Origin of the sequence: Bradyrhizobium sp. CCBAU 25338, assembly GCF_028128965.1 — a bacterium.
In the GTDB taxonomy this organism is placed as follows: Bacteria; Pseudomonadota; Alphaproteobacteria; order Rhizobiales; family Xanthobacteraceae; genus Bradyrhizobium; species Bradyrhizobium liaoningense.
Window position 1 is genome coordinate 41,701 of the sequence record NZ_LFKY01000026.1, and the last position, 18,857, is coordinate 60,557.

At 63.1% G+C, this 18,857-nt stretch carries 11 protein-coding genes; 10 read left to right on the forward strand and 1 reads right to left on the reverse strand.

Going from position 1 to position 18,857, the window contains the following annotated elements:
- Positions 1 to 12: 12 nt before the first annotated feature.
- The 3 genes from ACM42_RS09230 (at position 13) to ACM42_RS09240 (ending at position 3,960) form a co-directional block, all read left to right on the forward strand.
- Positions 13 to 792 carry an enoyl-CoA hydratase/isomerase family protein gene (locus ACM42_RS09230; RefSeq protein ID WP_271527621.1) on the forward strand — a complete coding sequence of 260 codons (780 nt, stop codon included), beginning with the start codon at positions 13 to 15 and terminating at the stop codon, positions 790 to 792.
- Position 793: 1 nt separating this feature from the next.
- The gene (locus ACM42_RS09235; RefSeq protein WP_271527622.1) at positions 794 to 2,659 is read left to right on the forward strand and encodes an AMP-dependent synthetase/ligase; all 1,866 of its coding nucleotides are present in this window, start codon (positions 794 to 796) and stop codon (positions 2,657 to 2,659) included.
- A gap of 77 nt (positions 2,660 to 2,736) precedes the next feature.
- The gene (locus ACM42_RS09240) at positions 2,737 to 3,960 is read left to right on the forward strand and encodes an ABC transporter substrate-binding protein (RefSeq protein WP_271527623.1); all 1,224 of its coding nucleotides are present in this window, start codon (positions 2,737 to 2,739) and stop codon (positions 3,958 to 3,960) included.
- Positions 3,961 to 4,032: 72 nt separating this feature from the next.
- On the opposite strand, the gene ACM42_RS09245 is transcribed toward ACM42_RS09240, so the two are convergent.
- Positions 4,033 to 4,893: an AraC family transcriptional regulator gene (locus tag ACM42_RS09245; protein WP_271527624.1), complete on the reverse strand. Its 861-nt coding sequence runs from the start codon at positions 4,891 to 4,893 to the stop codon at positions 4,033 to 4,035.
- Positions 4,894 to 5,264: 371 nt separating this feature from the next.
- On the opposite strand from ACM42_RS09245, the gene mdeB reads away from it, so the two are divergent.
- The 7 genes from mdeB to scpA all read left to right on the forward strand — a co-directional run bounded on the left by mdeB (position 5,265) and on the right by scpA (position 18,730).
- Positions 5,265 to 7,943: an alpha-ketoglutarate dehydrogenase gene (gene mdeB / locus ACM42_RS09250; protein ID WP_271527625.1), complete on the forward strand. Its 2,679-nt coding sequence runs from the start codon at positions 5,265 to 5,267 to the stop codon at positions 7,941 to 7,943.
- Between the two features lie 17 nt (positions 7,944 to 7,960).
- Positions 7,961 to 9,241 carry a 2-oxo acid dehydrogenase subunit E2 gene (locus ACM42_RS09255; RefSeq protein ID WP_271527626.1) on the forward strand — a complete coding sequence of 427 codons (1,281 nt, stop codon included), beginning with the start codon at positions 7,961 to 7,963 and terminating at the stop codon, positions 9,239 to 9,241.
- Positions 9,242 to 9,249: 8 nt separating this feature from the next.
- Positions 9,250 to 10,962 carry a dihydrolipoyl dehydrogenase gene (gene lpdA, locus ACM42_RS09260; RefSeq protein WP_271527627.1) on the forward strand — a complete coding sequence of 571 codons (1,713 nt, stop codon included), beginning with the start codon at positions 9,250 to 9,252 and terminating at the stop codon, positions 10,960 to 10,962.
- A 17-nt stretch (positions 10,963 to 10,979) separates the two neighbouring features.
- Entirely contained in the window at positions 10,980 to 12,509 is a 1,530-nt protein-coding gene (locus ACM42_RS09265) for an acyl-CoA carboxylase subunit beta (RefSeq protein ID WP_271527628.1), read from the forward strand.
- An 8-nt stretch (positions 12,510 to 12,517) separates the two neighbouring features.
- Complete coding sequence (locus ACM42_RS09270) at positions 12,518 to 14,533, forward strand: acetyl-CoA carboxylase biotin carboxylase subunit (protein ID WP_271527629.1); 2,016 nt, start codon at positions 12,518 to 12,520, stop codon at positions 14,531 to 14,533.
- Between the two features lie 110 nt (positions 14,534 to 14,643).
- Entirely contained in the window at positions 14,644 to 16,521 is a 1,878-nt protein-coding gene (locus ACM42_RS09275; protein ID WP_271527630.1) for a methylmalonyl-CoA mutase family protein, read from the forward strand.
- 34 nt (positions 16,522 to 16,555) lie between these two features.
- Positions 16,556 to 18,730 (forward strand): methylmalonyl-CoA mutase, encoded by a 2,175-nt coding sequence (gene scpA / locus ACM42_RS09280; protein WP_271527638.1) that lies wholly within the window; start codon positions 16,556 to 16,558, stop codon positions 18,728 to 18,730.
- The last annotated feature ends 127 nt before the right edge of the window (positions 18,731 to 18,857 follow it).

Below are 18,857 nucleotides of genomic sequence, written 5' to 3' on the forward strand. Positions count from 1 at the left end.
ACGGTGAAATCAATGTCGCAATACGGCTACAAGTACCTGATCGTCGAGCAGCGCGCCACTGGCGTCGCGATCGTCACGATGAACCGCCCGGAGATCCTCAACGCGATCAACTGGGAGATGCACGAGGAGCTCGAAGACGTCTTCGTCAAGCTGGATCACGACAGTTCTGTCAACGCGATCGTTCTCACCGGTGCGGGCCGCGGATTTTGCTCTGGTGGCGATCAGAAGTCGCTGGATAAGGGAACGCTGCCGTCCCCGACACGCAGCGGTCGCCACCTCATCCGCAACATGCTGGAAGTCGAAGTGCCGATCGTCGCGGCCGTCAACGGTGTCGCGGTCGGCCTGGGTGCCACGCTCGCGCTGTTCTGCGACGTGATCTATGCGAGCTCGACAGCCCGTTTCGCCGACACTCATGTCAATGCCGGCGTCGTCGCGGGCGATGGCGGCGCGGTGATCTGGCCGCTGCTGATGGGGCCCGTACGCGCGAAGCACTATCTGATGACCGGCGAATTCATCTCCGCCGAGAAAGCGGCTGCTATCGGTATGATCAACGAGGTGGTCGCAGACGGCAACGTTCTCGATGCCGCGATCGCATACGCCGAACTGCTGGCAAGCGGGCCGAAGGAATCGATCGTGTGGACCAAGTACAGCGTCAACAAGATCATCAAGCAGTACGCCCACCTGCTGCTCGACACCTCTGCGGCGCTGGAGATGTTGACGTTCAAGTCGCCCGAGCGGGCCGAGGCGGTTGCCGCATTCGCGGCCAAGCGCAAGCGTTTCGCGGAGCGCTGAGATGAACGTCGCTGAGATGACATCCGGCGCCCAGTTGGCGGATACGACCGTCGTGCAGCTTTTGGCCGCGCGACTCGCGGAGCGGCCCGACAAGATCGCCTTGCAACAAAAGCGTCACGGCGCCTGGACCGCCATGACGTGGGGCGCCTATGCGCAGCGTGTCGTGAACCTGGCCAGCGCGCTGCGGCGTGCTGGTCTCGAGCGCGGCGATCGGGTCGCGATCATGGGCGATTCGTCCGAGGAATGGCTGATCGCCGACATGGCCACGATGTGCGCCGGCGGCGTCATGGTGGGCGTTTACTTCACCTCGTCACCCGAAGAAGTGGCTTACTGCTTCACGGATTCAGGCGCGAAGTTCGCGTTCGTCGGCGGGGAGCCGCAGCTTCGCATCGTGCTCGCCTCCGGTCGGGCCGAGCAGCTCCGCGGCATCATCGTGCTCGACCCGGATTGGACCGGCGAGGCCTCGGCGTCGATCAAGTCGCTGGCCGACTTTGTTGGAGCACACGATGTCGATGCGCATGACTATCTGCAGAAGGAGAGCGCGACAGCAAAGGCGTCCGATGTCGTCAGCATCGGCTATACGTCCGGGACGACCGGAAACCCCAAAGGCGCCATGCTGACGCACCTTTCCATTCTCGCCGGCGTTCATTGCATCACCCTGTTCGGCCCCAGCATGCGCGAAGAGGAACACCGGGTGGTCGTGCATTTGCCGATGTCGCACACTGTGGCGCGCGGGCAGGCGACCACGTTGCCGCTGATCGCCGACGCAGTTCCATATTTCGGCGAGACGACCGCGGACTTCGCCCAGACGATCAAAGAGGTGAAGCCGACCTACTATATGGCGCCGCCGCGGTTCTACCAGCGCTTTGCGACACAGATCCTCAGCAAGGTGCATCCCGCCGGGGAAGCGGGAGATCAGAACTACACGCTTGCCGTGACGATCGCGCGCAGGGCGCTCGAAGACCGTCAGCGCGGCCACGAGGATGCCTTCGTCTCCAAACTGTTCGCGGCCTGCCGCGAGCAAGTGTTCCTGCCGCTGCTCGCGGAGGTCGGTTTCGACGAACTGAAGGTCGCGTTCACCTCGTCGGCGGCGATGCCGTCCGAGCTGATGTCGCTGTGGCAGTTGTGGGGCTTGCAGCTCAAGGAGTGCTACGGCCAGACCGAACTGGTCGGTGCCAATCTGGTGCAGATGGCGGAGTGGCCGAAGGCCGGCAACGTCGGGGTCCCGCTGCCGGATCCGGCGTGGGAAACCGCCGTGCTCCAGGACGGCGAGATGATCGTCCGTGGACCGGGATTGTTCGCGGGCTATTGGAACAAGCCGGACGAGACGAAAGCGGCGCTTCGCGACGGCTGGCTCTACACCGGCGACATCGTCGAAGTGTCGCCGGAAGGAACCTTCAAGCTTGTCGACCGGAAGAAGGAGATCATCAACACGTCGAACGGCAAATCGATCAGCCCGACTCAGATCGAAAACGAGCTGAGGCACAGCCCGTTCATCTCCGAGGCGGCTGTGATCGGCGAGGGGCGAAAATATCTCACCGCCCTGATCGAAGTGGATGCCACCGGCACAATGGACTGGGCGAAGTCGCGCGACGACAAGATCGCGAGTTACGCGGACCTGGCAGGCTCCGAGATCGTCAACCGGCTGATCGAGGCGGAGATCGGCAAGGCCAACGGAAGGCTGGCGCGAGCCGAGCAGATCAAGGCGTTCCGCATTCTGCCAGAGGAGCTGTCGCTCGAGAACGGCGTGATGACGCCGACGCGGAAGAAGCGTCGCAAGCAGATCAACGAGCGCTATCAGTCGCTGATCGCGTCGCTCTACGACGAAACCGAGGAAGAATTGATCAAGGCCGAGATGGGCCTTTGAGGTCGGAGGTCGGTCCCAAAACGTACGAAGCTACCAGTCGAGATAAGATTTCACTCCTTCAGCAACAGGACATCGAGATGACCAAGCGAAGCGGAATCACGCGGCGGACGATTGTCGGAAGCGGATTGGGAATTGCGGTAGGCCTGGTATCAAGGCCATCGTTTGCGGCGAACACGAAAGTGAAAGTCGGGGCGATCATGCCCAGCAGCGGCGTGCTGGCGTTTCCCGGTCAGGCCTGCGTGCGCGGCATCGATCTCGGCGCCAAATTCGCGCGTGAGAAGTTCGGCCTCGACATCGAGATCGTTCACGCCGATACGCAAAGCCGTCCGGAGAACGGCCGGATTGCCGCCGAGAGCCTGATCCGGCAGGGCTGCACCGTGCTGATCGGCGCGTGGGATTCCGGTGCCACCATTTCGGCGCTGCAGGCCTGCGAGGCCGCCAAGGTGCCGATGGTGGTCCACATCGCGAGCGCCACCCAGGTAACTTCACAGGGCTTCACCCAGGTGTTCCGCTATTACCCCACGTCGCTGACCATCGTGCGGCAATCGTTGGCCGAGCTGAAGTCCGTGCTCGGCACGCTGAAGGATCCGCCGAGCAGCGCCGTTGTTCTCCATCTCAACAACACGATGGGGCAGTCGACGGCGGCCAGCATCGATCAGGCGTGGAAGGAAGTGGATGTTCCGCTCAAGATCGCGCAGCACGTTGCCTATGACGAGAAGGCCAAGGATCTGTCGGTGGAAGTTGCCAAGGCGAAAGCGTCGGGTGCCGATGCTTTGATCTCGGTCACGCGCGTCAACGACGCGATCATGATCGCGCGCGAATGCATCAAGCAGGGCTGGGACCCGAAGATGGTGTTTTCGCCCAACTCCAACGGCGTGTCCGACAAGGCGTATCACGACGCGCTCGGAAAGTATGGTGACGGTCCGGTTCTGTCGGCGTTGTGGCTCAATCCCAAGGGCCCCGAGACCGACAAGATCATGAAGATGTTCGCGGCCGACTACCCGAACGACTGGTTCGATGCCAATGCGGGCTGCGCGTTCGAGGCGGTGCAGATCGTCGCAGACGCCGTGACGCGGGCGGCTTCGCCGGAGTCCGCGGCGATTCACGGCGCGCTCAAGAAGACCGACATGAAGCCGATCCTGATGTACGGCGACAACACCAAGTTCGACGAGACCGGCCAGAACATCCACTGTTCGATGGTGATGCTGCAGGGTTTGAAAGGCAGGCCTCGGGTGGTGGCTCCAAAGGCCATTGCGGAAGCGTCGCTCGAGTATCCGCTTGCGCCTTACAGCAAACGCTGACGTCGTTACGGGCGGCCCCGCGAAAGCGTCGCGGGGTCGCGGTCGTCAAGTGCCCAGGCAGGGACGTGCGAGCTAGGACAAACTGTCCGAATTAATCAGGCGCGACCGCTCGGCAAGGAAGCGGCGGGGGCTCTTTCCCATCGTCTTCTTGAACATCGTGATGAACGCGCTGGGCGTTTCGTACCCCAGTTCCAGCGACACGGCCTGGACCGAAGTGCCCGCCGTGAGGCGTTGCATGGCGATCAGAATGTGGAGACGCTGGCGCCAGCGCCCGAAGGTCATCCCCGTTTCCTTGGCTATGAAGCGTGCGAAGGTACTCTCGCTCATCGCGTAGCGCGAGGCGACTTCGTCCATCGTGCTGCGGTCGCCCGGATTATTCAACAAGGAGGTCGCGAGGTGTTGAAGACGGGCGTCGGGGGAGATCGGCAAATACATTTCATCCGTCGTCGACATCTGCACGAGTTCGTCGAGCAAAACCCGGCCGAGACGGCTGGTCGGTCCATCCAGCGGATAGAGCGGTGGGAACACCGAGAGGCGGTGGATCAATTCCCGCACCAGCGACGTGATCATCAGCGTGCAGCAGGTCCGCGGCAGCATGCTGACCTGCGGATCGATGAACACTGTGTAGAGTTTGCCGAAATCGGCCACGCAATTGCTGTGCTGCACGCCGGCCGGGATCCATACCGCGCCTTGCGGAGGCACGATCCACAAGCCGCCGGGCGCCCGGCACATCACCGAGCCGTGAGATGCGACGACCAATTGGCCTTTGCGGTGTGAGTGCAGCGGCAGGTCGTCGTTGTCTTTGCTGGTTTCGAGACAGAATGAAGTGACGGGACGATCGAACTGATCCGGATCGACAGGATCATAGTTGATCCGAAGATCGGGCAGATCCATTCGCGCAAAATCGCGATCGAACTCGGTCTCGGGCGGCATTTCAATCCTGCCAATTCGTCAAGTCAGTCAAGCCTTGATGCAGATCCTGCTGCTAGCCGAGGTTAGCTGTTTTGAAAGGTCAGGTCACTAGTCGCGGCGAGCCGTCGAGTTCGCTGATCTGCGACAAGATGCCCGCTACTGCGGCGTGAGCGCTGAGCGATGCGGTATGCTGCGCCGTGACCAAGCGGGAGCACCTGTCAGGCGGCCGACGGCTCGATCACTCGCCCGATTAAACCAACAGCAGAGAATGCTGCGATGCGAGCCTCCGCGTCCCGCCGGAGCCGGGCAATCCGTCGGAACGCGGCCGAATTCAGCACCACGTGCCATAGCACCCGATGCTACCAAGTGCGGGCTTTCTCGGAGCCCGACGCATGACTGCACACATCGATCCGCCACGCAAGGTCGTCAACGCCGATCAGGATGCGGTCGAAACCGCCGATTGGCTCGCCTCGCTTGGATCGCTCCACCACAGCGCCGGTGCCGAGCGCGTGCGTTACATCCTGGCTGCGCTCGATCGGCGCGCGAAGGAGCTCGGCGTTCTGCCGGACTCTCCGCCGTTTTCGCCCTATCGCAATTCTATTCCGCTCGAGCAGCAGAAGCCCTACCCCGGCGACATCGCGATCGAGACCCGCCTGACGGCGATCATTCGCTGGAACGCGCTCGCGATGGTGGTCCGTGCCAACAAGGCCTATGGGGAACTCGGCGGGCACGTCGCCAGCTACGCCTCGGCCGCGGAGATTTTCGAAGTCGGTTTCAATCATTTCTTTCGCGCGTCAAGCTCCGAGTCGGAGGGCGACTTGGTGTATTTCCAGCCGCATTCGTCCCCCGGAGTCTATGCACGAGCGTATCTCGAAGGCCGACTGTCGGACGAAAATCTGAAGCTGTATCGCCAGGAACTGAGCGGCCCCGGTCTGTCGTCCTATCCGCATCCCTGGCTGATGCCGGAGTTCTGGCAGGTGCCGTCGGCGTCGATGGGCCTTGGGCCAATCAGCGCGATCTACCAGGCGCGGTTCATGAAGTATCTGCAGCATCGCGGCCTGGTGCAGACGGCTGGTCGTCACGTCTGGGGTGTGTTCGGCGACGGCGAGATGGACGAGCCGGAATCGATCGCCGGGCTCGCCCTGGCGGCGCGGGAAAATCTCGACAACCTCACCTTCGTCGTCAATTGCAACCTGCAGCGCCTGGATGGGCCGGTCCGCGGCAACGGGCAGGTGATTCAGGAACTCGAATCACTTTTCCAGGGCGCCGGCTGGAACGTAATCAAGGTGCTGTGGGGATCGGACTGGGACGATATCTTCGCGCGCGATAGCAAGCATGCGCTGCTGCGCAAATTCGCCGACACCGTCGATGGCAAATATCAGACGCTCGGCGCCAAGGATGGGGCCTACAACCTCGCCCACTTCTTCAGCGAGGATCCCGAGGTCCGGGCGCTAGTTGCGCACATGTCGGACGCGGATATCGACGGCCTGAAGCGCGGTGGCCACGACTTCAAGAAGCTGTTCGCGGCCTTTGCCGCCGCGAAAGACATTAAGGGTCGGCCGACCGTCATTCTGGCGAAGACCAAGAAGGGCTACGGCATGGGCGGCGCCGGCGAGTCGCGCATGACGTCGCACCAGGCCAAGAAGCTCGATGTCGACGCGCTGTATGCGTTCCGCGACCGGTTCGCCCTGCCGCTCAGCAACGAGCAAGTCGAGGATCTGGAATTCTTCAGGCCTGCGGAAGACAGCGCGGAAATTCAGTACCTGCGCGCCCGTCGCGCGGCACTCGGTGGCTACATGCCGGCGCGGCGACGCGCTTCGGCGGCGCTGCCGGTGCCGCCGCTGCAATCCTACGCGGAGTTCGCGCTGCGCGGCGACGGCAAGGAGACGTCGACCACGATGGCGATCGTGCGGCTGTTCACCAATTTGCTCAAGGACAAAACGCTCGGCCCGCGCATCGTCCCGATCGTCGCCGACGAAGCCCGCACCTTCGGAATGGCGAACCTGTTCAGACAGGTCGGCATCTACTCGCCGGCGGGACAGCTCTACGAGCCGGAAGATGCCGGTTCGATGCTATACTACAAGGAAGCGATCGACGGTCAATTGCTGGAGGAGGGGATCACCGAGGCGGGGGCGATTTCGTCATGGACCGCGGCGGCGACCTCCTATAGCATCCATAACTTCCCGTTGCTGCCGTTCTATATCTACTATTCGATGTTCGGCTTTCAGCGGGTCGGCGATCTGATCTGGGCGGCGGCGGACCAGCGCGCGCGTGGCTTTTTGATCGGGGCGACGGCCGGCCGGACGACGCTCGGCGGCGAAGGCTTGCAGCATCAGGACGGGTCCAGCCATCTGATGGCGGCGACCGTTCCGAACTGCCGGGCCTACGATCCGGCATTCTCCTACGAGGTGGCCGTCATCGTCGATCACGGCATGCGGTCGATGCTCGAGCAGGGCAACGACGAGTTCTATTACCTCACGGCGATGAACGAGAACTATGCGCAGCCCTCGATGCCCGACGATGCACGCGACGGCATCATCAAGGGTCTCTATCGGGTTCTGCCGAGCGCTGACGGGCCAGCGAAGATCAGGCTGGTCGGCTCGGGCGCCATTCTCCCGGAGGTGCTCGCCGCCGCAGCGATGCTGCAAAGCGAATGGAAAGTGGCCTGCGAAGTCTGGTCGGCAACGAGCTTTTCCGAGCTGGCGCGGGAGGCGCGCGATGTGGAGCGAACTAATCGGCTCTCGCCACTGTCGACCCCGGTCGAGAGCCACGTCGTACAATGCCTCGGCGGCAAGGTGCCGATCGTCGCGGCATCGGATTATGTCCGGGCGTATCCGCAACTGATCGGTTCTTACATCGAGGCGCCCTATACGGTGCTGGGCACCGACGGCTTCGGGCGCAGCGATACACGCGTCGCGCTGAGATCGTTCTTCGAGGTCGATCGCAAGCAGATCGTCGTTGCGGCGCTGTCGGCGCTGGCAAAATTGGGTCAAGTGGCGCGTGAGCAGGTCGCCGAAGCCATCGCCAGCTACGAATTGCCGACCGGCGTTGCATCGCCTTGGTCGCGCTGAGAGAGGGCGGAGCGCGCATGTCTCGTTCAATTGAAGTCGTTCTGCCAGATATTGGGGACTACAAGGATGTTCCGGTAGTCGAAATCAATGTGTCGGTCGGCGACGAGGTCACGATCGACATGCCGTTGCTGTCGATCGAGTCCGACAAGGCGACGATGGAGGTGCCATCCCCGGCCGCAGGCACGGTGGCCAAACTGATGATCGACGTCGGGGTGCGGGTTTCTCAAGGTTCGGTTCTGATGGTCCTCGAAGGGCGCGGCGAATCCACCGCGCCTCCGCCGGCGACTGCGTCGGCACAGCAGGTGGAGCAACGGATCTCGCAGCAGGAGGCGCTGTCACGGCCGGCGCCCGTGGCTCCAGTCGATGACTCGCGAGCACGTGCACAGCAGCCGCAGCTTAGCGGGGCGGCGCATGCATCGCCGTCGGTCCGCGCTTTGGCGCGTGAGCTCGGCGTGACGCTGGACTCTGTCGTGCCCACAGGCCCCAAGGGCCGGATTTTGCGCGAGGATGTGGCGGCCTTCGTCAACGGACTGGTGCGATCGAGACCGGCGACGGCGCCTGAGCCCGGCGCCCCGGTCGATTGGCCCAAGGTGGATTTCGAGAGGTACGGCGCGGTCGAGCGCCTGCCGCTGACACGGATCCAGAAGCTGACCGGTACGAACCTCTCGCGCAACTGGAGCGTCATTCCCCATGTAACGAATTTCGACAGAGCGGATGTGACCGACGCCGAAGCCTTTCGTCAACTCGCCAATGCCGAGGCCGCGAAGGACACGGCGAAGCTCACCATGGTGTCGTTGCTGATCAAGGCCGCGGCCTTGGCGCTGCAGAAATACCCGCGCTTCAATTCGTCGCTCGATGGCGATGAGTTGATCCTCAAGCACTATGTCCACATCGGCGTCGCTGTCGACACGCCGAGAGGTCTGGTCGTGCCGGTGATCCGGGACTGCGATAAGAAGGGCTTTCGGCAAATTGCCGCGGAGATGCGCTCGCTCGCCGACAAGGCGCGCGCGGGGCAGCTCGCGTCGGGCGACATGCAGGGCGGCTGTTTCTCGGTGTCGTCTCTCGGAGGCATCGGCGGTCAGGGATTTACGCCCATCATCAACGTGCCCGAGGTGGCGATCCTCGGCGCCGGGCGGGCCGCCACCGAGGCGGTCTGGAACGGCCGCGAGTTTGAACCGCGCCTCATCCTTCCGATGAGTCTGTCGTGGGATCACCGGGTCGTCGACGGCGTGGCTGGGGCCCGGTTCCTGGGCTTCGTCGCGTCGGTGCTCTCCGATCTGCGGCGCTTCGCGTTGTGAGGACGCAGATGCGGACAGAGGAAATCCGGGTCCCCGACATCGGGGATTTTCGAGACGTCGAGGTCGTCGAGGTCCACGTCAGGGCGGGCGACGTCGTCGTGCGAGAGCAGGCGTTGATCACAGTGGAATCCGACAAGGCCACGCTGGAGATTCCGTCGCCGATCGCAGGGGTGATCACGAGCATGTCGCTGCGTGTTGGAGACAAGGTGTCTCAAGGCTCCATGATTGGCACGGCGTCGGCCTCGGACGAAGCGGGCGCGCAAGGCGAGACGATCTCAGCGGATCAGGATGTTGGCCAGCGCGCAACAGATTATACGCGCTACGATCTTGTCGTGATCGGAGGCGGGCCGGGCGGCTATTCAGCAGCGTTTCGGGCCGCAGACCTTGGACTGAACACCGCGATCGTCGAACGCTACGGCACCTTGGGCGGAGTTTGCCTGAACGTTGGATGTATCCCGTCGAAGGCGCTGCTTCATGTTGCGGCCGTCAAGGAGGAAGCCGAACGGATCGCGGACAAGGGCATTCGCTTCGCCGCGCCGCAGATCGATCTGCAGGAGCTGCGCGCCTTCAAGCACGCCACTGTCAAGAAGCTGACGGATGGGCTGAGCCAGATGGCAGCAGCGCGCCGCGTCACGGTGATCCGCGGCATCGCGAAATTCGCCTCCGCCACGCGGCTCGAGATTGTCGGTGAGGGGGCAGGCTCGCAGCAAATTGAATTTGGTCAATGCATCATCGCCACGGGCTCGCGCGCGGTGCAGCTAGCGGTGCTTCCCAAGGATGAGCGGGTCGTGACCTCGACCGGCGCGCTCGCGCTGCGAAGCATTCCGGGCCGCATGCTCGTGATCGGAGCGGGGATCATCGGGCTGGAGATGGCGACCGTCTACAACTCGCTCGGCACCAAGATCGATCTTGTCGAAAGGCTTCCCGATATCCTGGCGGGCGTGGATGCCGACGCGGTGAAGATCTGGCGTTCGCGCAACGCGCATCGCTTCGAGCATATCGACGTCGCAAGCAGCGTATCAACCGCCGAAATCACGCCGGACGGCGTGAGGGTCGGTACCACAGGCGCATCGGTACGGACACGATCGTACGATTTGGTGTTGCAATCGGCCGGCCGTGTTCCCAACAGTAGCGAGCTCGGCCTCGAACGGATCGACGTTGCCATCGATTCGAACGGCTTCATTCAGGTCGACGATCAGATGAGAACGACGGCGCGCAACGTCTTCGCCATCGGCGACGTCGTCGGCGGTTCGATGCTGGCGCACAAGGCCGTTCACGAGGGGCACGTCGCCGCGGAAGTAGCTGCCGGGAAGCCGGCGGCCTTTACCGCGAAGATCGTCCCCAATGTTGCCTACACCGATCCTGAGATCGCCTGGGTCGGCAAGTCCGAGCGTGATGTCGCCGAATCCGGACGGAAGATCCGTTCGACAAAATTCCCATTTGCCGCGTCCGGCCGGGCCATCGCGTCGGGCGCATCCTATGGCATGACGAAGCTGCTGTTCGACGCCGAAACCGGTCGCATCGTCGGGGGCGTGATCGTCGGACCGCATGCCGGCGATATGATCGGGGAAATCTGTCTCGCTATCGAAATGGGGGCTGACGCGATCGATATCGGAAAGACCATTCACCCGCATCCGACCCTCGGCGAGACGATCGGCATGGCTGCCGAAGTCCATGAGGGCATTTGCACCGACCTGCCTCCAATCGCCAGAAAGCGGTAGATCAGTTGGCCCAATCGATGTCCGTTATCGAAGCGCTTGAACAACGTCGCGCCGGTGCCAAACTCGGCGGCGGCGAGAAGCGCATCGAGGCGCAGCACGCCCGCGGCAAGCTGACCGCCCGCGAGCGCATCGAGCTCCTGCTCGACAAGGGATCGTTCGAGGAGTTCGACATGTTCGTCGAGCATCGCTCCACCGAGTTCGGCATGGAGAAGAACAAGGTGCCCGGCGACGGCGTCGTCACCGGCTGGGGCACGGTGAATGGCCGCAAGACGTTTGTCTTTGCCAAAGACTTCACGGTGTTCGGCGGGTCGCTCTCGGAAACGCACGCGCTGAAGATCACAAAACTCCAGGACATGGCGATGAAGGCGCGGGCGCCCATCATCGGCCTCTATGACGCGGGCGGCGCCCGCATCCAGGAAGGCGTCGCGGCGCTCGCCGGCTATTCCTATGTGTTCCGCCGCAATGTGCTCGCCTCCGGCGTGATCCCGCAGATCTCCGTCATCATGGGTCCCTGCGCCGGCGGCGACGTCTATTCGCCGGCGATGACCGACTTCATCTTCATGGTGAAGAACACCAGCTACATGTTCGTCACCGGCCCGGACGTGGTGAAGACCGTCACCAACGAGGTCGTGACAGCCGAAGAGCTCGGCGGCGCCTCGGTGCACGCGACGCGCTCCTCGATCGCGGACGGCGCCTTCGAGAACGACGTCGAGACGCTCTTGCAGATGCGTCGCCTGATCGATTTCCTGCCGTCCAACAACACCGACGGCGTGCCGGAATGGCCGAGCTTCGACGACATCGGCCGCGTCGACATGTCGCTCGACACGCTGATCCCCGACAATCCGAACAAGCCCTACGACATGAAGGAACTGATCCTGAAGGTCGTGGACGAGGGCGACTTCTTCGAGATCGCCGACATGTTCGCCAAGAACATCGTCACGGGCTTCGGGCGCATTGCCGGCCGCACCGTTGGCTTCGTCGCCAACCAGCCGATGGTGCTTGCCGGCGTGCTCGACAGCGATGCGTCACGAAAAGCGGCGCGCTTCGTTCGTTTCTGCGATGCCTTCAACATCCCGATCGTCACCTTTGTCGACGTGCCGGGCTTCCTGCCGGGCACCGTGCAGGAATATGGCGGCCTGATCAAGCATGGCGCCAAGCTCTTGTTCGCCTACTCGCAGTGCACCGTGCCGCTCGTGACGATCATCACCCGCAAGGCCTATGGCGGCGCCTTCGACGTGATGGCCTCCAAGGAGATCGGCGCCGACCTCAACTACGCCTGGCCGACCGCGCAGATCGCGGTGATGGGAGCCAAGGGTGCGGTCGAGATCATCTTCCGCTCAGACATCGGCGACCCCGACAAGATCGCCGCCCGCACCAAGGAATACGAAGACCGCTTCCTGTCACCCTTCATTGCCGCCGAGCGCGGCTACATCGACGACGTCATCATGCCGCACTCGACCCGCAAGCGGATCGCAAGGGCGCTGTCGATGCTGAAGGACAAGAAGGTTGAGGCACCCGCGAAGAAGCACGACAATCTGCCGTTGTAGGAAGAGCTGTGTTCAAGAAGATTCTGATCGCCAATCGCGGCGAAATCGCCTGCCGGGTCATCAAGACTGCCCGCCGGATGGGAATTCAGACGGTTGCGGTCTATTCCGAGGCCGACCGCGATGCCCTCCATGTCGAGATGGCCGACGAGGCCGTGCTGATCGGCCCGCCCGCCGCGGCCGAGAGCTATCTGGTGATCGAGAAGATCGTCGAGGCCTGCCGCAAGACGGGCGCCGAGGCCGTGCATCCCGGCTACGGCTTCCTGTCCGAGCGCGAAGCATTTCCGCGCGCGCTGGAGGCCGCCGGCATCGTCTTCATCGGCCCCAACCCGGGCGCGATCGCCGCAATGGGCGACAAGATCGAATCCAAGAAGGCGGCCGCGAAGGCCAAGGTCTCGACCGTGCCCGGCTATCTCGGCGTCATCGAGGACGACAAGCACGCGGTCAGGATCGCCGACGAGATCGGCTACCCAGTGATGATCAAGGCCTCCGCCGGCGGCGGCGGCAAGGGCATGCGCATCGCGCATTCGACGTCCGAGGTCGCGGAAGGTTTCAACCTCGCCAAGGCCGAGGCCAAGGCCTCGTTCGGCGACGACCGCGTCTTCGTCGAAAAATTCATCGTCGATCCCCGCCACATCGAAATCCAGGTGCTGGGCGACAAGCACGGCAACGTCATCTATCTCGGCGAGCGCGAATGTTCGATCCAGCGCCGCAACCAGAAGGTCATCGAGGAGGCGCCGTCGCCGCTGCTCGACGAAGCCACCCGCCGCAAGATGGGCGAGCAGGCGGTCGCGCTGGCCAAGGCCGTGAACTATGATTCCGCCGGCACCGTCGAGTTCGTCGCAGGACAAGACAAGAGCTTCTTCTTCCTCGAGATGAACACGCGCCTCCAGGTCGAGCATCCCGTCACCGAGCTCGTCACCGGCGTCGACCTCGTCGAGCAGATGCTCCGCGTGGCCGCCGGCGAGAAGCTCGCGATCGCGCAAAAGGACGTTACGCTCAAGGGCTGGGCGGTGGAGTCGCGGCTCTACGCCGAGGATCCGTTCCGCAATTTCCTGCCGTCGATCGGGCGCCTGGTGAAGTATCGTCCGCCGGCGGAAGCGAGCCAGGACGGCATCACCGTGCGCAACGACACCGGCGTGCAGGAGGGCGGCGAGATATCGATCCATTACGATCCGATGATCGCCAAGCTGGTCACGCACGCACCGTCGCGCGCGGCTGCGATCGAAGCGCAGGCCACAGCGCTGGATTCGTTCTATGTCGACGGTATCAGGCACAACATCCCGTTCCTGTCGGCGCTGATGAACCATCCGCGCTGGCGCGAAGGCAACCTCTCGACCGGCTTTATCGCCGAGGAATTCCCCAGGGGCTTTGCCCCGCGCATGCCCGAGGGCGAGGTCGCGCGTCGCATCGCAGCGGTTGGCGCTGCCATCGATCACGTACTCGGCGAGCGCAAGCGGCAGATATCGGGCCAGATGGGCGGCCGCGTCGTGCAGCGCGAGCGCCGCCGCGCGGTCTGGCTCGATCGCCAGGAGATCCTGCTCGAGGTTGCCCGCGAAGGCGAGGCGATCGCGATCCGTTTCATCGATGTCGACGGCAGGGCCGGCAACGCGCATTTGTTGCGGTCCGCATGGAAACCGGGCGATCCGGTCTGGCAGGGCACGATCGACGGCCACGTCGTCGCGGTGCAGGCCCGCCCGATCGCCAACGGCATTCGCCTTGCGCATCAGGGCGTCGAGGTGCCGGTCTATGTCTGGACCGAAGCGGAAGCCGCGTCGGCCCGGCTGATGCCGGTGACGACGGTCTCCGACACCGGCAAGAAGCTGCTGTGCCCGATGCCCGGGCTCATCGTCTCGATCGCGGTGACCGAGGGGCAGGAGGTCAAGGCCGGCGAGACGCTTGCGGTGGTCGAAGCCATGAAGATGCAGAACGTGCTGCGCGCCGAGCAAGACGGCGCCGTGAAGAAGATCCACGCCAGTGCCGGTGCGACGCTCGCGGTCGACGCGCTGATTTTGGAGTTTTCCTGAACACCGCAAGAGGCGACCTGAGATGGGCAGCCTGTCTGCAGGAATTCCGGTTACTTCCAGGCAGAAGTCAAGTTGGGCAGCTCGGCGTCACTTGGGATTAGGTGGACTTGATGAAAACCGAACGGTTGGCATTGGCATCGGGCTTTGCGCCTGCTTCACGCCAGGACTGGCACAAGCTGGTTGATGGCGTGCTAAAGGGAGCGCCGTTCGAAAAGCTGATTGGTAGGACGTACGACGACTTGAGAATCGAGCCGATTTATCTCCGCGCGAAAGACATTGCACTAGTCGACGGGCGGGCACCCGCGGCGCCTTGGCAGATCATACAGCGCATCGATCATCCAGACGCGGTGACGGCCAATAGGCAGGCCCTTCACGATCTGGAGAATGGGGCGACGGGCCTGGCGCTCGTCTTTGCCGGCGCCAACTGCAGCCGCGGGTTCGGTCTCGATCAAACGGCAGGTGCCGTCGCCAAAGCTTTAAAGGACGTCCACCTTGATGCCGGCATCGGGATTGAACTTCAAATTGGTACAGACGGGCGTAAGACCGCGATCCATGTTGCGGAATATGTGAAGTCGGTCGGTCTCGATCCTGCCGTCTGCGACATTCGATTTGGGCTAGATCCGCTGGGCGCGTGCGCCCTAAGCGGAAGCAGTCCATACACTTGGGAAGAAATCGCACGGAACGTTGCCAGCACGATCAAAGGGCTTGTAACGCTGGGGTTCAAGGGGCCGTTTGCCGCGAGCGACGGGCGTATCGTTCATGACGCCGGCGGCTCAGAAGTGCAGGAGCTTGCCTTTGTGCTCGCCTGCGGCGTGGCATATCTGCACGCTATGGAGGCGGCGCGCATTCCGCTGGATCAAGCGCGAAGTATGATCTATGCGCGACTCACTGCTGACGCCGACCAGTTTTTGACTATGGCGAAATTCCGCGCGTTGCGGCTCCTCTGGGCGCGCATCGAATCGGCGTGCGGTGTGGCGCCGAGGCCGCTGTTCATTGCGGCTGACACGTCCTGGCGCATGTTGACCCGGCGCGATCCCTACGTAAACATGTTGCGCGCTACCTTGGCGACATTCTCTGCGGGAATCGCCGGTGCCAATGCGATCACAGTTCTGCCGCACACGTTGGCGCTCGGCCTTCCAGACTCGTTTGCCCGGCGCGTGGCCCGCAACACGCAGCTTCTGCTGCTGGAGGAAAGCAATCTTGCCAAGGTTAGCGATCCTGCCGCAGGTGCTGGCGGCATTGAGGCGCTAACAACGGAGCTTTGCGACGCGGCCTGGAGGAGTTTTCAAGAGACTGAAAATGCGGGCGGCATTTTTGCCGCTCTACAGCAAGGAACGCTTCAGGCGAAGATCACAGCTACACGCACAGCGCGCCGTGCAAATCTCGCGAAACGCAGCGACCCGCTGACCGGAGTGAGCGAGTTCGCAAACCTTGGCGAAGGCGCAGCGGCGGTACTAAGCGTAAGACCGATGGCTCTTCCGCCTAGCTTTGATCAGAAATTCGTATTCGACGCACTGCCGCCGATCCGGCTTGCGGAACCCTTCGAATCGCTCCGCGATAAGTCCGATGCGATATTGAAGCTACTCGGCGCGCGGCCGCGAGTGTTTCTTGCTAATCTCGGCACACCGACCGACTTTACGGCCCGCGCGACATTCGCCAAGAGCTTCTTCGAAGCGGGAGGAATTGAGGCTATCGACGGCGCCGGCTTCGCCGACCCAGCCGAGCTTGCCCTCGCATTCACGGGATCTGGTGCCGAACTTGCCTGCCTTTGCTCCAGCGATAAGATCTATGCGGAGCGCGCCGAAATCTCCGCCCACGCGCTTCAGCAGGTCGGAGCTAGGCACATCTATTTGGCGGGACTTCCCTCTCAATCCGAGGCCGCGTTTCGGCGGGCTGGCATCTGCAGCTTTATTCACGTCAGTTGCGACGCCTTGGCAACGCTAAATGCCGCTTACAACCGGATCCAAAACCCGAAGGTTTCCGGATAATCGACAATCGAACGCGAACACTCAGATGTCATCCATCAGCGTTATCCCGAATTTTGCAAGTATTGCTTTCGAAAGGTGCTTGGTCGCCGCTTCTTCTGTTTCCGTCGATCCGTGGGTGACTCCGGAGGGCATTCCGGTCAAGTCAGCATACGGAGAAGCAGATATCGCCGGGCTCGATTTCCTTGAGACCTGGCCAGGCATCGCGCCGTTCCTGCGCGGTCCCTACCCGACCATGTATGTCAACCAGCCCTGGACGGTCAGGCAATATGCCGGCTTCTCCACGGCAGAGGATTCCAACGCGTTCTACCGCCGCAACCTCGCCGCCGGGCAGAAGGGTCTCTCGGTCGCCTTCGACCTCGCCACCCATCGCGGCTATGACTCAGATCATCCGCGGGTCGGCGGCGATGTCGGCATGGCCGGCGTTGCGATCGATTCCATCTACGACATGCGCACGCTGTTCGCGGGGATCCCGCTCGACCAGATGAGCGTATCCATGACTATGAACGGCGCTGTGCTGCCGATCCTCGCGCTCTACGTCGCCGCCGCCGAGGAACAGGGCGTGCCGCCGGAGAAGCTTTCAGGGACGATTCAGAACGACATTCTGAAAGAGTTCATGGTGCGCAATACCTACATCTATCCGCCTGCGCCCTCGATGCGGATCATCTCCGACATCTTCGCCTACACCTCGCAGAAGATGCCGAAGTACAACTCGATCTCCATCTCCGGCTATCACATGCAGGAAGCCGGCGCGACGCAGGACCTCGAGCTCGCCTATACGCTCGCCGACGGTGTCGAATACTTAAGGGCCGGCATCGCCGCAGGTCTCGACGTCGACCGCTTCGCGCCGCGGCTGTCGTTCTTCTGGGCGATCGGCATGAACTTCTTCATGGAGGTCGCCAAGCTGCGCGCCGCGCGCCTGCTCTGGGCCAAGCTCTTGAAGCCCTTCAATCCGAAGGACCCGCGCTCGCTGTCCCTGCGCACGCATTCCCAGACCTCCGGCTGGTCGCTCACCGCGCAGGACGTCTTCAACAACGTGATGCGCACGACGGTGGAGGCGATGGCGGCGACGCAAGGCCATACCCAGTCGCTGCACACCAACGCGCTCGACGAGGCCCTGGCGCTGCCGACCGACTTCTCGGCGCGCATCGCACGCAACACCCAGCTGTTCCTCCAGCAGGAGAGCGGCACCACCCGCATCATCGATCCCTGGGGCGGCTCTTATTACGTCGAGCGCCTCACCCGCGACCTCGCGGCCAAGGCGTGGGGCCACATCCAGGAGATCGAGGAGCTCGGCGGGATGGCCAAGGCGATCGAGGCCGGCGTGCCCAAGCTGCGCATCGAGGAAGCCTCTGCCAAGACCCAAGCCCGCATCGATGCCGGCAAGCAGGCGGTGATCGGCGTCAACAAGTACAAGCCGACGGATGAGACCCCCATCGACATCCTCAAGATTGACAACACCAATGTCCGGCGCCTGCAGATCGACAAGCTGACGCGACTGAAGAGCGAGCGCAACCAGAAGGACGTCGATGCCACGCTCGCGGCAATCTCGCGCTCGGCCGGCGAAGGCAACGGCAATCTGCTGGCGCTCGCCATCGACGCGGCGCGGGCCAAGGCGACCGTCGGCGAGATTTCGGACGCGATGGAGAAGGTGTTCGGCCGGCATCGCGCCGAGATCAAATCGATCACCGGCGTCTACAAGCGGGAGGCGTCCAGCATGGGCAACCAGGTCGAGAAGGTTCAGGCGCTGATCGACGCCTTCGAGGAGGCCGAGGGCCGCCGTCCGCGCATCCTGGTCGCCAAGATCGGCCAGGACGGCCACGACCGCGGCCAGAAGGTGATCGCGTCCGCCTTCGCCGACATCGGCTTCGACGTCGACATCGGACCGCTGTTCGCCACCGCCGACGAAGCGGCGCGGCAGGCCGTCGAGAACGACGTGCACATTCTCGGCGTCTCCTCGCTCGCCGCCGCGCATCTGACCGCCGTGCTGGAGCTGAAAGCCGCGCTGAAGAAGCAGGGCCGCGACGACATCATGATCATTGTCGGTGGCGTGGTGCCGCCGCAGGATTACGATGCGCTCTACGCGGCCGGTGCCGAGGCGATCTTCCCGCCCGGGACGGTGATCGCCGATGCCGCGGATCAGTTGATCCAGAAGCTCAATGCTCGGCTCGGGCACAGTGAGGCGGCAAATAGTAAGCGCCACGGCAGATAGTAACGACGTATCGGTCCAGATTGAAAGCTCAAAGCCGGGGCGCCGAACTTACGAATTGATCCTGCAGTCCGCAGGCAGAGTGCCGAACAGCGCATATCTGGGCTTGGAGAAGATTGGTGTATAAGAT